Origin of the sequence: Propioniferax innocua, from assembly GCF_006716235.1 — a bacterium.
Taxonomy (GTDB): domain Bacteria; phylum Actinomycetota; class Actinomycetes; order Propionibacteriales; family Propionibacteriaceae; genus Propioniferax; species Propioniferax innocua.
In genome coordinates this window covers 741594-757271 of sequence record NZ_VFOR01000002.1, presented here as the reverse complement: position 1 = coordinate 757271, position 15678 = coordinate 741594, and the positions used below count along the sequence as shown (strand labels likewise).

Sequence of the window (15678 nt, the reverse complement as noted above, 5' to 3'; positions counted from 1 at the left end):
CCGTGTCGGCCGGGATCAGTCGTCTTCGGGATCGGGCCACCAGGCGGGCCCGATGGTCTCGAACTCGAACGACGGCTGCTCAGGCCGTGCGGTGGGGCGTCGGGAGTGACGCTCCAGAAGCGCGGTGGCGTCTGGGGTGATCTCGGTGGCGTCGGTGAGGATCGCGTGCAGGTCGGCTTCAACCGCTTCGGTGTCGATGCCCACGCCGATGGCCACCAGTCGGGTGGTGCGTGGGTCGGATGACGGCCAGCGGTCACGGGTGAATCGGAACCATCCCCCGACGCCCTGCACGACCCAGCGCGCTCGGGCATCGCCCACGCGCACGGCTCCCTTGAGTCGATAGACCCCAGACGGTGGTGCCTCGAGCAGGGAGATGAGGCGTTCGGGGTCGACGCCGCGCCCGGATTCGACCGTCACCTGCGACCATCGTTCGTGTTCGTGTTCGTGTTCGTGTTCGTGTTCGTGGTCATGCCCATGCCCGAGGGATTCGGCGTAGGCGGCGGCGAGCGTGGGCTGGGCGCGTTGGTCTGCGGCGGCGTCGAAGAGCAGTGAGGCATCGAGGCGGCCCTCGGTGATCTCGACGACCGGTGTGTTCGGGGCGGATGCGGTGATGAGCCCGCAGAGTTCGGCGGCGGACGCGGCATCGGGGAGCCGATCGGTCTTGGTGATGCCCAGCAGTGACGCGACGCGCAGGTTCTCGCGCCCGGGCAGGGTGCTGTCGGCATGCCAGGCGGCGGCGTCGATGAGTTGGACGATCCCGCCGAATGTCACGCCCCGCACCGGCGAGCCGGCGATGAGACCGGCGAGAGGCCCGGGCTCGGCGAGTCCGCTGGCCTCCACCACGATCGCGTCCAGGTCGGCGGCGGCGAGCATCGTCAAGGCGTCGTCGAGTTCGCTGGTGTCCTCGATGCAGCACAGGCAGCTGCCGGAGATCGCTGCGGTGGCGTCCACGTGGGAGTTGACCAGGAAGGCATCCACGTTGATGGCGCCGAAATCGTTGATGATGACGCCGAGCCGCTCGACGCGCTCCAGCAGCAGATGGTTCAACAACGTCGTCTTCCCACTGCCGAGGCCACCGGACAGGATCAGGACCGGGATGTCTGGCGCGTTGGTCATGCGCGACATTGTCCCTCACCGGCACAATGGGCGGGTGCTTCCCGACTGGTTCCGCTCCCTGTTCGTCAAAGGGCTCAAATTCACCGCCATCGGCATCTTTGGGGCCCTGATCGACTATGGGACGCGTCAGTTGATGCTGCACCTGGGCGTGTGGCCGTTCGCCGCCCGAGGGATCAGTTACATCGTGGGCAGTACGTTCGCCTATTACGCGAACAGCTTCCTCACCTTCAGCGGTGACCGTTCGGCAGCGGAGAAGATGCGGGCCACCGTCACCTACATCGTGTGTTTCTGCGCCGCGGTGCTGGTCGATTTCGGGTGGCGGCACACGTTCCCGGAGATGCAGAACACGCTGTTCTGGTCGTGGTTCGCGTCGCAGGCCACCGCCACGATCCTCAACTTCTCGATGCAGAATCTGTGGGTGTTCAAGGCTGCGAAACCCGTGTCGACGGGGGAATGAATCGGCGCCGCAGATGTCTCACACATGAACCCGTGGTGGCAGAGGGCGTGCCCGTCCCCTTAAACTTTCACACGACATTTCCGAATCTGAGGAGTAATCAGTGGCCCGAGTCGTGATGAAGTTCGGCGGTTCGTCAGTGGAGAACGCAGAATCGATCAAGCGGGTTGCCAAGCGGGTGCTCCAGTCGCAACAGTCCGGAAACGAGGTCGTCGTCGTGATCTCGGCGATGGGCGATACGACCGATGAACTCATGGACCTCGCCCTCCAGGTCTCGCCGATCCCGGCGCCACGTGAGCTCGACATGCTGCTCACCACCGGTGAGCGCCAGAGCGCGGCACTGTTGGCGATGGCGTTGAGCGATCTGGGCGGGACCGCGAAGTCCTACACCGGTTCGCAGGCCGGCGTCATCACCACCGGCAAACACGGAGATGCGCGCATCCTCGACATCACCCCCGGCCGCATCGAGGATGCCCTCGGAGACGGCGCCATCGTGATCGTCGCCGGGTTCCAGGGCGTTTCGCGGTCCACGAAGGACGTCACGACGCTGGGACGCGGCGCCTCCGACACCACGGCCGTCGCGCTCGCGGCATCCCTGAACGCCGACTACTGCGAGATCTACACCGATGTGGACGGCATCTTCACCGCCGACCCGCGGATCTGCTCCAGCGCCCGGCACGTCCCCGAGATCTCCTACGACGAGATGCTGGAGATGGCCGCCTGCGGCGCGAAGATCCTGCACCTGCGCTGCGTGGAGTATGCGCGGCGCGAGGGCGTGCCGGTGCACGTCCGCTCCTCGTTCACCGACCGTCCCGGCACATGGGTGCGGGACCCCGAGACCACCACGGAAGGAACCCCCATGGCTCTGGAACAGGCACTCATCTCCGGTGTTGCACACGACCGCGGCGAGGCCAAGATCACCATCGTCGGCGTTCCCGACAAGATCGGTGAGGCCGCCCGCGTGTTCGACGCCATCGCCGAGCGGGACATCAACATCGACATGATCGTGCAGAACGTGTCGCGCGTCTCCACCTCGCGTACCGACATCAGCTTCACACTGCCCAAGTCGGACAGCCGCCTGGCCATGGAAGTCCTCAACGGTCTCAAGGAGAGCGTCGGCTTCGAGGAGCTCCTCTACGACGACCAGATCGGCAAGGTCTCGGTGGTCGGTGTCGGGATGAAAACCCACCCCGGTGTGACCGCGCGCTTCTTCCGTGCCCTGGCCGAGGCCGATGTGAACCTCGGAATGATCTCCACCTCGGAGATTCGCATTTCGGTCGTCGTCGACGCCGATTCGGTCGACCGTGCGGTGCAGGCCGCACACGCCGAGTTCGGGCTGGACGGCGAAAGCGAGGCCACCGTCTACGCCGGTACCGGACGCTGACGCGCCGATGGCCCTGTACGGATTCGTCAGCGCGGCGATGTCGCTGATCTACATCGTCGGCATCCTGGCCATCTTCGGCTACGGGTTGGTCAAGGCGCAGGGCCATCAGCGGACAGCTCTTCTGCTGTCCGGCGGCCTGCTCGTCGGTTCGGTGTTGCTCGGCCTGGTCGCATCCTTCGTTGGCTCATTCATCGGCCTCGGTGGCATCCAGACATTCGGATTCGTCGGTCGCCTGGCGGAGCTTGTCGGCCTGGGCGTGCTCGTGTTCGCCTTCGTGAAGCAGCCCGCTGTGACCGAGGCCGGCGCCCTTCCGGCGGCCGGTTCGGGATATCTGACGCCTGGCCCATATGCCCCCAATCAGAATCAGCAGGGCCAGAATCAACAGGGGCAGAATCAGCAGGGCCCGTGGCAACAGGGGCAGGGTCCGCACCTGTACTGAGGTTCTGTTGTAATGCCACTGTGAGAATCAGTGGGGGAGCGGCGGGGGTCGAGAAGGTCGGTCGGAGCGTTCGACGACCGGTCGGGCCATGGACGCCGGCGGTGCATGCACTGTTGGAGTATGTGCAGGTACGCATCCCGGGTGTTCCACGGGTCTTGGGCGTGGATGAGGAGGCCGAGGAGCTCAGCTTCGTCCCCGGAGTCGTTCATGAGCAGCTCAATGACGCTCAGGTCGCGTCGGCGGCGTCATGGATCCGAATGTTCCATGACGCAGTGTTCGAGTTCGAGCATGAAGGGCCGTGGCGCTTCTTCGGCGTCGAGCGTCCCTCCATCATCGGACACAACGATCTTCGTCCGGCGAACATGTGCTTCGATGGCGACGCCGTGGCGGGGGTGTTCGACTGGGACCTGGCCGGCCCCTCGACGCCGGCGTTGGATCTGGCCTACTTCGCCTGGAGCACCGTGCTGACCGATCCTGACGTGGATGTGGCCGCGCTGCGTCTGGAGATCATCGCTGAAGCGTATGGATGTCTGCCCGAATGGATCTGCGAAGCCGTCGTACCTCGCCTGGACATCCTCATCGCCGGGATCCCCGAAGCCGTGCGTCGCGGGGACGTCAACATGCAGCGTCTGGTGGATGCCGGGGAACCTGAACGCGTGGCGGCGTTGCGTGATCGATTCGTGGAGGACTTTCTGAGTCGGGGTGACAGGATTTGAACCTGCGGCCTCGTCGTCCCGAACGACGCGCGCTACCAAGCTGCGCCACACCCCGTTGCTCTCACGTGTGAACGTGTTGAGCACCAGAGAACTCTATACCTCTCCGTGTGGTTCGGTCCAACCGACGCAGGCTCCAAATGCGGCAACTCTTGACGAGGTCGCGTACCCTGAACGCCATGTCCAAGTCTTCCCTGCAAGCTGGCAGCGTCGTTTATCGGATCGCGTCCTTCGGTCTGGTGAGTCTGTTCGCCGGCATCCTCGTGGCCGGGCTCTTCATCCCGGGCGCGCTGGCGGCCAGCGCTTTCTCGCGGAACGTGGCTGATGCGATGGAGACATTGCCGGCAGATCTGGAGATCAGCGCGCAGTCGGAACGCTCGCGCGTCATCATGGCGAACGGCGAGGAGCTCGCGAGCTTCTTCGAGGAGAACCGTGTCTACCGGCCATTGAGTGAGATCTCCCCGGTCATGCAGCAGGCGCAGGTGGCCATCGAGGACCACCGCTTCTTCGACCACGGAGCCATCGATGTCAAGGGCACGCTTCGAGCACTCGTGCGCAACAGCACCGGTGACGGCGGTACCCAGGGTGGTTCGTCGATCACCCAGCAGTTCGTGAAGATGGCGCAGGTCGAGGCGGCGAAACAGCGTGGTGACGAGGAGGCCATCCACGAGGCGCAGGAGAAGACCGTCGCCCGAAAGGTGCAGGAGCTCCGTTACGCGATCGCGCTGGAGAAGAAGTACGACAAGAAGTGGATCCTGGAGCAGTACCTGAACATCGCCTATTACGGTGATGGTGCTTATGGCGTGCAGCAGGCTGCATGGCACTACTTCGGAACACATGCCGACCAGCTCAATGTGGAGCAGTCGGCGATGCTGGCCGGGCTGGTGCAGAACCCGGCCGCCACAGACCCGGTGCACTATCCACTGATCGCCGTCGAGCGTCGCAACGTGGTGCTCGACCGCATGGCTTCGCCCGATGTGGGGGTCATCTCCCCAGCGGAGGCCGAGGAAGCTGCGAAGAAGCCCTTCGACCCAGCTCGTGTGCAGCCGATGCCCAATGGCTGTGTGGGTACGCGGTACCCGTTCCTGTGTGATTACGTCCGTCGTGAGCTGCTGACGATGCCGGAGCTCGGGCCCACCCCCGAAGACCGTATGAACACGGTGAATCGCGGTGGTCTGCGTATCGAGACCGAGATCGACCCGAAGACGCAGGATGCAGCGGAACGGGCGATCGCCGACCGGATCAGCCCTCGTGACCCGGTCATCGCCACCATGTCGATGATCCAGCCGGGAACCGGCCTGATCGTGGCTCTGGCGCAGAACCGTCCCGAGATGGGTGGAGATGTAGGGGCCGGCGAGACCTACTACAACTACAGCGTGGGTGGGCGCCTGTCCGGTGAGGACATGGGCGGCGCCGAGGGCTACCAGGCAGGTTCGACGTTCAAGACCTTCACCGTGGCCGCTGCTCTCGAACAGGGCATCTCGCCGAGCAAGTCCTACAACGCCGCCGATGACATGAACTTCGGTGGGCAGACCTTCGAGAACTGCGAAGGAGCCTTCACCGCGCCGGATTACAAGGTGAGCAACTCCACCGGACGCAACGGCAACATGAACATGAAGATGGCGCTCGCCTATTCGGTGAACACCTACTTCATCCATCTCGAACGCGACGCCGGTATCTGCAACACCGCGCAGATGACGCAGAAGCTCGGCGTCCGGCTGGCCAACGAACCGCAGGAGAATTTCACCAAGGTGCACGCCAACAACCCCTCGTTCACGCTGGGCACCCCGGAGGTCACGCCGCTGTCGATGGCCGAGGCCTATGCCACCTTCGCGGCCCGAGGCAAGCACTGCAACCCCGTCATCCTCAAGCGCGTCACGAACCGTGCCGGTGATGAGGTCAAGGTGCCCGGCGGTAAGTGCGAGCAGGTGATCTCCGAGGAGGTCGCCGACCAGACGAACCAGTTGCTGCAGGCGGTGATGAACGGTACGGGTTCGCGCGCCCGCATCCCCGGCGGTATGCCTCAGGGCGGCAAGACCGGAACGATCGATGACAACCAGGCCGTGTGGTTCACAGGAATCACGCCTGAGATGGCCGGGGTGTCGATGATCGCGATCGACAAGACGCATCCCTACTGGGGCAGCGAGAACTGGTACCGGGGCAAGCCCTCGCTCAAGGGCATCCAGCTTCCCGACTCGGGCACCTACCTCGAGGGCTCCGGTAGTGGTGACGCCGGTGCGTGGATCTACGCCCCTGCGATGGCTGCTGCACTCGAGGGCCGTCCGAGCACGCCGTTCGGCAAACCGGCCAGCATGCCGGGGGATGGCGCCATGAACAGCCTCGAGCCCCAGCCGACGCAGCGGAACGGCGGGTGACCCGGTTCTGGAAGGCCGCAGCATCCGGGGCCATTGCTGCGGGGGTGTCGGGAGCGGCGACGTTGGCGCTGGCGCACGCCGCACGGCATGACTATCAGCTGCGTGAGTACACCGTGCCGGTGCTGCCGCGTGGTGCGTTGCCGATCCGCGTCCTGCACATCTCCGACCTGCATCTGCTGCACGACGACCATGTTCGCCAGGCCTGGGTCCGCTCGCTGGCGGCACTCCAGCCGGATCTGGTGGTGAACACCGGAGACAACCACGCAGATGCGCAGGCTTGGCGGTCGGTCATCGACTGTCTCGGTGTGCTGCTGGAGCGTCCCGGCGCCTTCGTGTGGGGATCCAACGACTATTTCGCACCATCGTTCAAGAACCCTGCGCGGTACCTGTTGGGGCCGAGCAGCCGCACCGCCGATGCCGACCCCGAACCGGACCTTCCCTACGAGGAACTGGGCTCGGCCTTCGTCGAACGTGGCTGGCACGATCTCAACCATCATCGTGTACGGCTGCGCATCAACGGAACCGAGGTCGAGTTGCGTGGCACCGATGACGCCCACCACGCCCGCGACGATTACTCCCTCGTGGCGGGGCCGCCCGGCGATGATGTCGCCCTCGCGATCGGCGTCACCCATGCGCCCTACCGCCGCGTCCTCGATGGTTTCGCGCGCGATGGGATGGACCTGATCATGGCTGGGCACACCCACGGTGGACAGGTCTGCCTGCCGGGTGAACGCGCGGTCATCACCAACTGCGATATCGAGCGGCGTCGCGTCAAAGGGCTCAGTCGCCACACATGGACATCCACCGAGCAGCGTCGTTCGCGCACGTCGGCGCTGCACGTCTCGGGAGGACTGGGCACCTCGCCCTTCGCTCCTTACCGACTGTTCTGCCCGCCAGAGGCCTCCCTGCTGACGCTCGTGTCGCGCTGATCTGCGCTTGTTTTGCTGTTCTGCCCCTTCAGGCCGTACTGTGAGCGAGCAAGTGAACACCGATAACATCTTCTGGGGGGAGGCTGCAATCGTGTCGAGTCAGGTTGAGCCGAGCGATTGGGTTCTGCATGCACGGTGCCGTGATTCGGCGGACATCCTGTTCGCCGACAACGCGAAGCAGCGTGAAGCCCGTCAGGTGTGTCGGGAGTGCCCGGTGTGGGCGGAGTGCCTGGCCGAGGCTCTCGACAACCGCATCGAGTGGGGCGTCTGGGGTGGTATGACCGAGCGTGAGCGGCGGCGTCTGCTCCGCAAGCACAGCGATGTGCGGTCATGGCGTGAACTGATTCGCCGCCACCAGCAGGCAACGGCCGGAGCACACGCGACTTCTGGCTCAGGAGCCCGCTGAGAGAATCTCCCCGATACGGCGCAATGCCTCCAGGTCGTTGACATCCTGTGGTTGTGCAGCGGCGGTCACCAGCGGGACGCCCGGGTGGGTGATTCCGAAACGCTCGGTGGCGCGGGTCTCCACCTCGACGGTCTTCAAGCGGCGTAGCTGTTGCTCCAGCGCCAGTTCGGTCAGCCGGTCATCGGTTGCGGCGAGATGTGCGTGCACCTGGCTCTCACCGAGATCGGGGACGGCGGCATGCACTCGGTTCACGATCACCGCGGCCAGGGGCATCGCCTCCTCGTGCAGGCGTTCCACGAAATAGCCGGCCTCCCGCAACGTGTCACGTTCGGGCGTCGCGACCACCAGGAACCGGGTGTGTGGTGAGGCCAGGTTCGCGAGTGTCGCTTCGGCGCGCTGACGGAAACCTCCGAACAGGGTCTCGAAGGCGGCCACGAAGGTCTGCACGTCGGTGAGCACCTGGGCGCCGAGGACCTTCTGCATCGTCCTCATCACCAGCGTGATCCCGGCGCCCATCAGTTTCATGGGACCCTTGGCCGGGGCGAGCAGCATGCGCAGCATGCGCCCGTCCAACAGATTCGAGAGATGCTCGGGGGCATCCAAGAAGTCGAGCGCTGAACGGGATGGCGGTGTGTCCACCACGATGAGGTCCCAGCGTCCATCTTCGGAGGCCTCGGTGTGGAGTTGGCTGAGCTTCTCCATCGCCATGTATTCCTGCGTGCCGGCGAAGGACGTCGAGAGCGCTTGATAGAAGGGATTCTGGAGGATCTGCTCGGCCCGTTCCGGGGTGGAATGGGCGATCACGACCTCGTCGAAGGTCCGCTTCATGTCGAGCATCATCGCGTCGAGACTGCCATCGCCCGAGATGCCGGGGACGGCACGGGGCGTGTTGTCGAGGTGACCCACGCCCAAGGACTGGGCGAGTCGCTTGGCCGGGTCGATGGTCAACACCACGACGCGGCGACCGGCTTCGGCGGCGCGCAGGGCCACGGCGGCCGATGTGGTGGTCTTCCCGACGCCGCCGGCGCCGGTGCACAGCACGATGCGGACCGAGGCGTCATCAAGCATCTGATCGAGATCGAAACTCATCGTCCCTCCAGATCCAAGGCATCGGCGAGTCGAACGCCCTGGGCCAGGAGCAGCGCACGGTCGACGCCGCTGGGGTCGAGGGGGAGATCAACCATGGGCAGCCCGAGCTCCCTGAGACGTTCACGATGCCCGTCCTCCGCGGCCGCGCGGGCGGAGGCGGAGCGGAGTTGGCGTTGGAGCGCGGCGATCGTGGTCTCGTCCAGGCCGGGGCAGGTCAGTTCGGTGCTGTCGATGAGATCTCGCTCCTCGGCGGTGAAGTCATCGGAGACCTTGTTGCAGATCACCGAGATCGGGGCGATTCCGGTCGGTTCCAGATCCTGCACCGCTGTCAGGGTCTCGGTGACGGGCATGTCCTCGAGCAGCGTCACCAAGTGCAGCACCGTGGTGCTGGACCTGAACATCCGCATGATCGCGCCGGCCTGTTTGTGGATGGGGCCGACCTTCGCCAGCCCACTGACCGCTTCGTGCACGTTGAGGAAGTTCGCGATGCGTCCGGTGGGCGGGGCATCCAACACCACGGCGCTGTAGGCGTCGGAAGCGCCCCGCGCGCGGCGTCGTACCGCTTCGTAGACCTTGCCGGTGAGCAACACATCACCGAGCCCGGGGGCGATGGAGGTGGCGAAGTCGAAGACGCCGAACCTGTCGAGCATCCGGCCGGCCATGCCGAGGCGGTAGAACGTCGCCAGATACTCCCGGAGAGCCTCCTCCGCCGTCACCGACAGGCCGTACACCTCGCCCCCTTCGGGAGTTCGCGTCAGCCGGGTCTCGGTGGTGCAGGGGCCGGGGCGGTCGAAGAGCTCTCCGATGGCGGCGCGATCCTCGACCTCGCACAGCAGAACGCGGCGTCCCGAGGTGGCCAACGCGCAGGCCAGGGATGCGGCGACGGTGGTCTTGCCGACACCACCCTTGCCGGTCACGATATGGAGCTGACGGGCGGGCCCCTCGATTCGCGTCATGATGGGCCAGCCTACTGGCGTGCACATCTGTGAGTAAGCTCGCCGTATGCAGAAATGGGAATACGCGACCGCGCCGGTGCTGATCCATTCCACCAAACAGATCCTCGACAACTGGGGAGCTGATGGTTGGGAGCTCGTCCAGGTTGTTCCAGGGCCGAACCCGGAGAACCTGGTCGCCTACTTCAAGCGACCGCTGTCATGACGCTGCGCGAACGACTCGCTGACGCCGGGGTGACGCTTCCTCCGGTGGCCAAGCCGGTGGCGGCCTACACCCCTGCCCGTCTGGTGGGGCGTCAGGTGTGGACCTCCGGGCAGCTGCCGATGGTCGACGGCGCCCTCCCGCGCGTCGGCCACGTCGGCAGTGATGTGTCGACCGAGGACGCCCGCGCCGATGCGCGTCAGTGCACCCTCAACGCTCTGGCCGCAGTGGGGTCGGTGGTCGATCTCGACCAGGTTCTGCGCATCACCAAGGTGACGGTGTTCGTGAACTCCGCGCCCGACTTCACCGATCAGGCACTGGTGGCCAACGGTGCCAGTGAACTGCTCGGTGAGCTCTTCGACGAGGCGCACGTGCGCAGTGCGGTGGGCGTCGCCACCTTGCCGTTGGGCGCGCCGGTCGAGGTGGAGTTGATCGCCGAGGTCGGCTGATCCGCATGGTTCACCAGTGGGAGGTGCTCAAGCGGCTGCCTCGTCCTGAGTGCTCACCGGAACGGGCCAGGGCGGCCGCCGAGTGCGTCACGCCGATACAGTCGGCTGCGACGGTCGTACTGGTGGATGACACCGCTCGGGTGTGGATGATGCGTCGCGTCTCCAGCATGGTGTTCGCGGCCGGTGCATGGGTGTTCCCCGGTGGCCGCGTCGAGGACGATGACGTGGACCCCGACCCGATCCGTGCGGCCGCCGTGCGGGAATGCGCCGAGGAGACCGGCGTCGAACTCGACCCACACGAACTGCTGCCCTGGATGCGCTGGACCACACCGCCGGGGCACCCGCGTCGCTACGACACCCACTTCTTCGTGGCCTCCGGCATCGGCCGTGAGCCGCAGAACCCCAGCACCGAAGCCGATGCAGCCCGCTGGTGGCGTCCGTCCGAGATGCTCGCCTCCTCTGAGACCTTCCTGCCGCCGACGCGCGCGGTCCTGATCGAACTCACCGATCACGCGGACTGGGACTCGGTACGACGTGCCACCGAGGGCCGCATCGTCGAAGGATTCACCCCACGCATCATCGAACGCGATGGTCGTTTCCACTTCACCTACCCAGATGAGACGGGAGTGTGGACATGATCCGCAGCGTCCTCGCGCCGAATCCCGGCCCCATGACGCTCGAGGGGACCAACACCTGGATCGTCGACGCCCCGGGCGGTGCGCTCGTCATCGATCCCGGTCCCGACGCCGACTCCCACGTGGACGCCATCCTCGACGCCTGCCCCCGCGGGATCGCCGAGGTGTGGTTGACCCATCACCACCTCGACCATGTCGAGGTGGCGCCACGGCTCGCCGATCTGGTGGAAGCGCCGATCCGCGCCGCCGACCCCGATCTCTGCCGGGATGCTGCACCGTTGACCCCCGATGAGGACGCCACATTCGGTGGTCATGAGGTCCAGGTGGTGGCGCTGCCGGGACACACCCGCGATTCCCTGGGTTTTGTGGTGGATGACGCTCTCATCGCCGGAGACATGATCCTTGGTCGCGGAACGACCGTCATCATGCACCCCGACGGTGATCTCGCCGCCTACCTTGGATCCCTGGACCGGATCGACGCCCTCGCCGCTGAGGGGGTCAGCCGCATCCTGCCCGCCCATGGGCCCGACCTGGACGACGTTCCCGGCGTGGTCGGCCATTACCGGAAACACCGCCACGAGCGTCTTGCACAGGTACGGGCCGCGGTCGACGCAGGCGCCCGCACCGCCGAGGATGTGGTGGCGACGGTGTATCGCGATGTGCCCGCCGAGGTCCGCTTCGCCGCGCAGATGTCGGTGCAGTCCCAACTGGATTACCTGAACGGTGAGGAAGCACGGTGACGGTCCACAAGGTTCTGCTCTACTACCGCTTCACACCGATCCCGGACCCGGAGGCGATCCGGCTGTGGCAATGGGAGCTGTGTCAGCGCTTGGGCCTCACCGGACGGATTCTGATCTCCAAGCACGGGATCAACGGCACCGTCGGCGGTTCTGTCGAAGCCTGCAAGCAGTATGTGAAGACGACCCGGCAGTACGAGGCGTTCGCCGACATCGACTGGAAATGGTCCGAGGGCACCGGGAACGAGTTCCCCAAGCTCTCGGTGAAGGCACGGCCCGAGGTCGTCACCTTCGGCGTCCCCGACGAGATCGAGGTGGCCGATGACGGTGTCGTGGGTGGGGGAGCGCACCTCTCACCGGAGCAGGTCCATGAACTGGTGGAATCACGCGACGACGTGGTGTTCTTCGATGGACGCAACGCGTGGGAGGCCGAGATCGGCCGATTCCGCGGAGCAGTGGTGCCCAACACCGACACGACGGCGGACTTCATCGCCGAACTCGAGTCGGGCCGCTACGACGAGCTCAAGGACAAACCCGTCGTCACGTACTGCACCGGCGGCATCCGCTGCGAGGTGCTGTCGGCCCTCATGGTCAATCGTGGCTTCGAGCAGGTCTTCCAGATCGACGGCGGCATCGTCCGCTACGGCGAGGCCTATGGCGATGATGGCCTGTGGGAGGGGTCGTTGGCGGTGTTCGACGGCCGCGAACGCATCGAATTCTCCGACCACGCCGAGGTGATCGGCAGCTGTGAGCACTGCGGCGCGCCCACCAGTGATGTGCTCCGGTGCCAGGCTCCGCAGGATCAGCAGGCCCCGCAGGATCAGCAGGCCCCGCAACACCCGGGCATCTGCAATGCCCGGGTGTTGATCTGCGAGGCGTGTTCCGGGCCGCGCGCTGAAGGGCTCAGCGGGCCCGGCGTGCGATGCGTTCGGTGTCGATGAGCGTCACCGAACGGGGCTCGAGACGCAGCCAGCCACGCGTGGCGAAATCGGCGAGGGCCTTGTTCACGGTCTCGCGGGAAGCCCCGACGAGATGTGCAAGTTCCTCCTGCGTCAGTTCGTGACGCACCACCAGACCTTGGGGGGATTCCTCCCCGAAACGCTCGGCGAGATCGAGCAGCGCCTTGGCGACGCGGCCCGGGACGTCGGAGAACACCAGGTCGGAGACCACGTCATTGGCCCGACGCAGACGCTGAGCCAGCTGGGCGAGCAGACCACGCGCAGCTTCGGGGCGGCCGTCGAGCCACGCGATCAGGTTGTCGTGTTCGAGCACCCACAGTTCCGACGCCGACACCGCGGTGGCGGTGGTGGAACGAGGACCCGGGTCGAACACCGAGAGCTCGCCGAACATCTGACCGGGGCCGAGCACGGCGTGGAGGCTCTCGCGTCCGGAGGAGCCGTGGCGTCCGAGCTTGATCTTCCCGGAGGCCACGATGTACATCTCATCGCCCGAATCCCCTTCACGGAAGACCACTGCGCTGCGTCGCAACTGCACCGGTCGCATCGTGCTCGCCAGGGATTCCTGGGCCTCGGAATCAAGTCCGGTGAACAACGGTGCCCGGTACAACACGTCGGGCGTCACGGACTGCTCGTTCTGGGCTGACACTCGTGGGACCTTTCTCCGGCTCTGGGGTCGATCCCCCAGCGTACCGCCCCGTCCTTCGGCGTCGGTGCGGGTCTGGCGGCTCGTCGTATGGTGGCGTTCATGGAATCCCGCCTCGCCCTGGTGCGTCGTGCCCGCCGCATGAATCGGATGCTGCACGAGACGTATCCCGACGCCCACTGTGAGCTGGATTTCCGCACCCCGTTCGAACTGTTGGTGGCCACCGTGCTCTCGGCGCAGACCACCGATGTGCGCGTCAACCAGGTGACGCCAGCCCTGTTCGAGGAGTTCGGGGACGCCGCGGCCATGGCCGACGCCGATCGCGACCGGCTCGAGGAACTCATCCGGCCCACCGGCTTCTTCCGTGCCAAGGCCGAATCGCTGCAGAAACTCGCACGGGTGCTCGTCGACGACTTCGGCGGGGAGGTGCCGCGTCGGCTCGTGGACCTGGTGAAACTCCCGGGCGTCGGACGCAAGACCGCGAACGTGGTGCTCGCCGAGGCCCACGGCGTTCCCGGCATCACCGTCGACACCCACTTCGGCAGACTCGTGCGACGCTTCGGCTGGACGGCCGAAACCGATCCGGTGAAGGTCGAGCACGCCGTGGGCGACCTGTTCGAGAAGAAGGACTGGAACCAGCTCTGCCACACCCTCATCTGGCATGGACGCCGCCGTTGCCACAGCCGTCGACCCGCATGTGGCGCATGCCCCATCGCCGCGCAGTGCCCGGCCTTCGGCGAGGGGGAGACCGACCCGGTCAAGGCCGCGAAGCTCATCAGGGATCCACGCCGATGAGGGGGCTGAAACGTTCCCGCGGGAACGTCGTGCGGTGGTTCGCCGGCGTCGCCATGCTCGTGCTGGTGACCGGATGCGCCCCCGACACACCCGTGACGCCCACCGGTGAGGGGCCCGCTCCGACCTCCGGAGACGGACCGGTCACCCCCGACGTGCCGGATCAGGAAGTGCTCGACGCGCGTCGCGCCGCCGGGATCGAGGACTGCCCGACGCCAGAAGCGTCCGGCCCCGTCGTGGAGGAGGGTCCTGTGGTCGAGGGCGGGTTGCCGGACCTGACCCTGGACTGCCTGGGTGGGGACTCCACCGTGCGGTTGTCGTCGTTGCGCGGACCGTTGATCATCAACGTCTGGGCCCAGTGGTGCGGCCCGTGTCGCGCCGAGGCCCCCTACCTCGCGGAGTTCGCCGACGCCCACCCCGAGGTGCACATGCTCGGCATCGACTACGCGGACCCCCGCCCGGGTGCGGCGGTGGCCTTCGCCGACGAGGCCGGCTGGGATTGGCCGCAACTCTCGGACCCCGACCGCAGCATCGCCGGCCCCCTCAAGGTGGTGGGCCCACCACACACCGTGTTCGTGGACGCCGACGGGCGCATCACCCACATGCACGCAGGACCGTTCACCTCCACCGAACAACTCGAAGACCTGGCTGCCGAACACCTCTGAGGTGTCGGCCGACCTGTCGGCGACAATGACCCCATGGATGTCGACGACATGTTCGGCCGCCTTGCATCGGCCATCGGGCAGGGACACGCCGCGGCGCCACCGAGCCGGACCCCGCGGGGAGCCCGTGAGGCGGCGGTGCTCGTGTTGTTCGACTCCGGGCGCGGCCCGGCGGTGGGCGACCTGGCTCTGACCTTCGTGGAGAAGTCTGCTCTGCTGCGACGACATGCCGGACAGATCGCGTTCCCCGGGGGTCGCGTCGAACCCGAGGACGCCGACATGACCGCCACCGCGCTGCGTGAGGCCCACGAGGAGACCGGTCTGACGCCCGACGCGGTGTCGGTCCGCGCGATCATGCCGGAGGTCTCAGTGCCCAGTGGTTATGACGTGACCGCGGTGATCGCCCACAGCCCGAGGGCACCGGAGCTGTGCGTCAACGATCCGGGGGAGATCGCTGCGGTGCATCGCATCCCGGTCGCGACACTGGTGGACCCCGCCCACCGGTTGACCGCCACACTCGACGAACCCCGGCCCTACGCCGGGCCGGCGTTCGGGGTGCCCGCCGAGGGCGCGCGTCCCGGCGTGTTCATCTGGGGCATGACGGCCCATCTGCTCGACACGATCCTCACCCTCGCCGGGCTGGCGTCGGAATGGGACCGAGAACGCCGCGTACCGGTACCCAGGCAGTACCGCTGAACGCACTCGGGGATCATTCCGGGTAGGACCATGGTCCGATTTGGG

19 protein-coding genes and 1 tRNA gene are annotated in these 15678 nt (G+C 66.3%); 15 read left to right on the top strand and 5 right to left on the bottom strand.

The annotated features are described in order from the left end of the window. Positions 1 to 15 precede the first annotated feature (15 nt). Positions 16 to 1116, bottom strand: a complete 1101-nt coding sequence (locus FB460_RS10280; RefSeq protein ID WP_170210049.1) for a CobW family GTP-binding protein — start codon at positions 1114 to 1116, stop codon at positions 16 to 18. A gap of 34 nt (positions 1117 to 1150) precedes the next feature. Between FB460_RS10280 and FB460_RS10275 the strand changes: the two genes are divergently transcribed. The 4 genes from FB460_RS10275 to FB460_RS13090 all read left to right on the top strand — a co-directional run bounded on the left by FB460_RS10275 (position 1151) and on the right by FB460_RS13090 (position 4109). Continuing rightward, complete coding sequence (locus FB460_RS10275; protein WP_211345945.1) at positions 1151 to 1573, top strand: GtrA family protein; 423 nt, start codon at positions 1151 to 1153, stop codon at positions 1571 to 1573. Between the two features lie 100 nt (positions 1574 to 1673). Then, positions 1674 to 2954, top strand: coding sequence for an aspartate kinase (locus tag FB460_RS10270; protein WP_142094035.1), 1281 nt, complete (start codon positions 1674 to 1676; stop codon positions 2952 to 2954). Positions 2955 to 2961: 7 nt separating this feature from the next. Next, complete coding sequence (locus tag FB460_RS13095; RefSeq protein ID WP_170210048.1) at positions 2962 to 3393, top strand: hypothetical protein; 432 nt, start codon at positions 2962 to 2964, stop codon at positions 3391 to 3393. Positions 3394 to 3494: 101 nt separating this feature from the next. Next, positions 3495 to 4109, top strand: coding sequence for a phosphotransferase (locus FB460_RS13090; RefSeq protein WP_170210047.1), 615 nt, complete (start codon positions 3495 to 3497; stop codon positions 4107 to 4109). Here the strand turns inward: FB460_RS13090 and FB460_RS10260 are convergent. Beyond that, a tRNA-Pro gene (locus FB460_RS10260) sits at positions 4091 to 4164 on the bottom strand. The genes FB460_RS13090 and FB460_RS10260 overlap by 19 nt on opposite strands. Before the next feature lie 121 nt (positions 4165 to 4285). Between FB460_RS10260 and FB460_RS10255 the strand changes: the two genes are divergently transcribed. The 3 genes from FB460_RS10255 (at position 4286) to FB460_RS10245 (ending at position 7816) form a co-directional block, all read left to right on the top strand. After that, the gene (locus FB460_RS10255; protein ID WP_170210046.1) at positions 4286 to 6481 is read left to right on the top strand and encodes a transglycosylase domain-containing protein; all 2196 of its coding nucleotides are present in this window, start codon (positions 4286 to 4288) and stop codon (positions 6479 to 6481) included. After that, the gene (locus tag FB460_RS10250) at positions 6478 to 7410 is read left to right on the top strand and encodes a metallophosphoesterase (RefSeq protein ID WP_142094032.1); all 933 of its coding nucleotides are present in this window, start codon (positions 6478 to 6480) and stop codon (positions 7408 to 7410) included. The genes FB460_RS10255 and FB460_RS10250 overlap by 4 nt, the downstream gene beginning before the upstream one ends. Before the next feature lie 91 nt (positions 7411 to 7501). Beyond that, positions 7502 to 7816 (top strand): WhiB family transcriptional regulator, encoded by a 315-nt coding sequence (locus FB460_RS10245; protein ID WP_142094031.1) that lies wholly within the window; start codon positions 7502 to 7504, stop codon positions 7814 to 7816. Here FB460_RS10245 and FB460_RS10240 read toward each other — a convergent pair. Both FB460_RS10240 and FB460_RS10235 read right to left on the bottom strand, forming a co-directional pair. Continuing rightward, positions 7802 to 8905, bottom strand: a complete 1104-nt coding sequence (locus tag FB460_RS10240) for an ArsA family ATPase (protein ID WP_142094030.1) — start codon at positions 8903 to 8905, stop codon at positions 7802 to 7804. The genes FB460_RS10245 and FB460_RS10240 overlap by 15 nt on opposite strands. Continuing rightward, entirely contained in the window at positions 8902 to 9861 is a 960-nt protein-coding gene (locus tag FB460_RS10235) for an ArsA-related P-loop ATPase (RefSeq protein WP_142094028.1), read from the bottom strand. The genes FB460_RS10240 and FB460_RS10235 overlap by 4 nt, the downstream gene beginning before the upstream one ends. 46 nt (positions 9862 to 9907) lie before the next feature. On the opposite strand from FB460_RS10235, the gene sp36 reads away from it, so the two are divergent. The 5 genes from sp36 to trhO are packed head-to-tail and all read left to right on the top strand — an operon-like array spanning position 9908 to position 12822. After that, complete coding sequence (gene sp36 / locus FB460_RS10230) at positions 9908 to 10063, top strand: Sp36 family protein (protein WP_142094027.1); 156 nt, start codon at positions 9908 to 9910, stop codon at positions 10061 to 10063. Next, complete coding sequence (locus tag FB460_RS10225) at positions 10060 to 10509, top strand: RidA family protein (RefSeq protein WP_142094026.1); 450 nt, start codon at positions 10060 to 10062, stop codon at positions 10507 to 10509. The genes sp36 and FB460_RS10225 overlap by 4 nt, the downstream gene beginning before the upstream one ends. Before the next feature lie 5 nt (positions 10510 to 10514). Further along, positions 10515 to 11147, top strand: coding sequence for an NUDIX hydrolase (locus FB460_RS10220; RefSeq protein WP_142094025.1), 633 nt, complete (start codon positions 10515 to 10517; stop codon positions 11145 to 11147). Beyond that, positions 11144 to 11884 carry an MBL fold metallo-hydrolase gene (locus FB460_RS10215; RefSeq protein ID WP_142094024.1) on the top strand — a complete coding sequence of 247 codons (741 nt, stop codon included), beginning with the start codon at positions 11144 to 11146 and terminating at the stop codon, positions 11882 to 11884. Before FB460_RS10220 ends, FB460_RS10215 begins: the two co-directional genes overlap by 4 nt. After that, positions 11881 to 12822, top strand: coding sequence for an oxygen-dependent tRNA uridine(34) hydroxylase TrhO (trhO, locus tag FB460_RS10210; RefSeq protein WP_142094023.1), 942 nt, complete (start codon positions 11881 to 11883; stop codon positions 12820 to 12822). Before FB460_RS10215 ends, trhO begins: the two co-directional genes overlap by 4 nt. On the opposite strand, the gene FB460_RS10205 is transcribed toward trhO, so the two are convergent. Then, positions 12785 to 13462, bottom strand: coding sequence for a Crp/Fnr family transcriptional regulator (locus tag FB460_RS10205; protein ID WP_142094317.1), 678 nt, complete (start codon positions 13460 to 13462; stop codon positions 12785 to 12787). The two genes, trhO and FB460_RS10205, sit on opposite strands and share 38 nt — an antisense overlap. Positions 13463 to 13585: 123 nt before the next feature. On the opposite strand from FB460_RS10205, the gene nth reads away from it, so the two are divergent. From nth to FB460_RS10190, 3 genes are read left to right on the top strand one after another with little or no spacing between them, the layout of a single operon-like run. After that, a complete protein-coding gene (nth, locus tag FB460_RS10200; protein WP_246044360.1) occupies positions 13586 to 14278 on the top strand; it encodes an endonuclease III in 693 nt (230 codons plus the stop codon). Continuing rightward, positions 14275 to 14940 (top strand): TlpA family protein disulfide reductase, encoded by a 666-nt coding sequence (locus tag FB460_RS10195; protein WP_170210045.1) that lies wholly within the window; start codon positions 14275 to 14277, stop codon positions 14938 to 14940. Before nth ends, FB460_RS10195 begins: the two co-directional genes overlap by 4 nt. Before the next feature lie 33 nt (positions 14941 to 14973). Further along, positions 14974 to 15633, top strand: coding sequence for an NUDIX hydrolase (locus FB460_RS10190; RefSeq protein ID WP_142094020.1), 660 nt, complete (start codon positions 14974 to 14976; stop codon positions 15631 to 15633). The last annotated feature ends 45 nt before the right edge of the window (positions 15634 to 15678 follow it).

Excerpts from the sequence above, each read along its gene's own strand:
- FB460_RS10280 (WP_170210049.1), bottom strand. The coding sequence starts at position 1,116 with ATGACCAACGCGCCAGACATCCCGGTCCTGATCCTGTCCGGTGGCCTC.
- FB460_RS13095 (WP_170210048.1), top strand. The coding sequence starts at position 2,962 with ATGGCCCTGTACGGATTCGTCAGCGCGGCGATGTCGCTGATCTACATC.
- FB460_RS10255 (WP_170210046.1), top strand. The coding sequence starts at position 4,286 with ATGTCCAAGTCTTCCCTGCAAGCTGGCAGCGTCGTTTATCGGATCGCG.
- FB460_RS10240 (WP_142094030.1), bottom strand. The coding sequence starts at position 8,905 with ATGAGTTTCGATCTCGATCAGATGCTTGATGACGCCTCGGTCCGCATC.
- FB460_RS10235 (WP_142094028.1), bottom strand. The coding sequence starts at position 9,861 with ATGACGCGAATCGAGGGGCCCGCCCGTCAGCTCCATATCGTGACCGGC.
- sp36 (WP_142094027.1), top strand. The coding sequence starts at position 9,908 with ATGCAGAAATGGGAATACGCGACCGCGCCGGTGCTGATCCATTCCACC.
- FB460_RS10225 (WP_142094026.1), top strand. The coding sequence starts at position 10,060 with ATGACGCTGCGCGAACGACTCGCTGACGCCGGGGTGACGCTTCCTCCG.
- FB460_RS10220 (WP_142094025.1), top strand. The coding sequence starts at position 10,515 with ATGGTTCACCAGTGGGAGGTGCTCAAGCGGCTGCCTCGTCCTGAGTGC.
- FB460_RS10215 (WP_142094024.1), top strand. The coding sequence starts at position 11,144 with ATGATCCGCAGCGTCCTCGCGCCGAATCCCGGCCCCATGACGCTCGAG.
- nth (WP_246044360.1), top strand. The coding sequence starts at position 13,586 with ATGGAATCCCGCCTCGCCCTGGTGCGTCGTGCCCGCCGCATGAATCGG.
- FB460_RS10195 (WP_170210045.1), top strand. The coding sequence starts at position 14,275 with ATGAGGGGGCTGAAACGTTCCCGCGGGAACGTCGTGCGGTGGTTCGCC.
- FB460_RS10190 (WP_142094020.1), top strand. The coding sequence starts at position 14,974 with ATGGATGTCGACGACATGTTCGGCCGCCTTGCATCGGCCATCGGGCAG.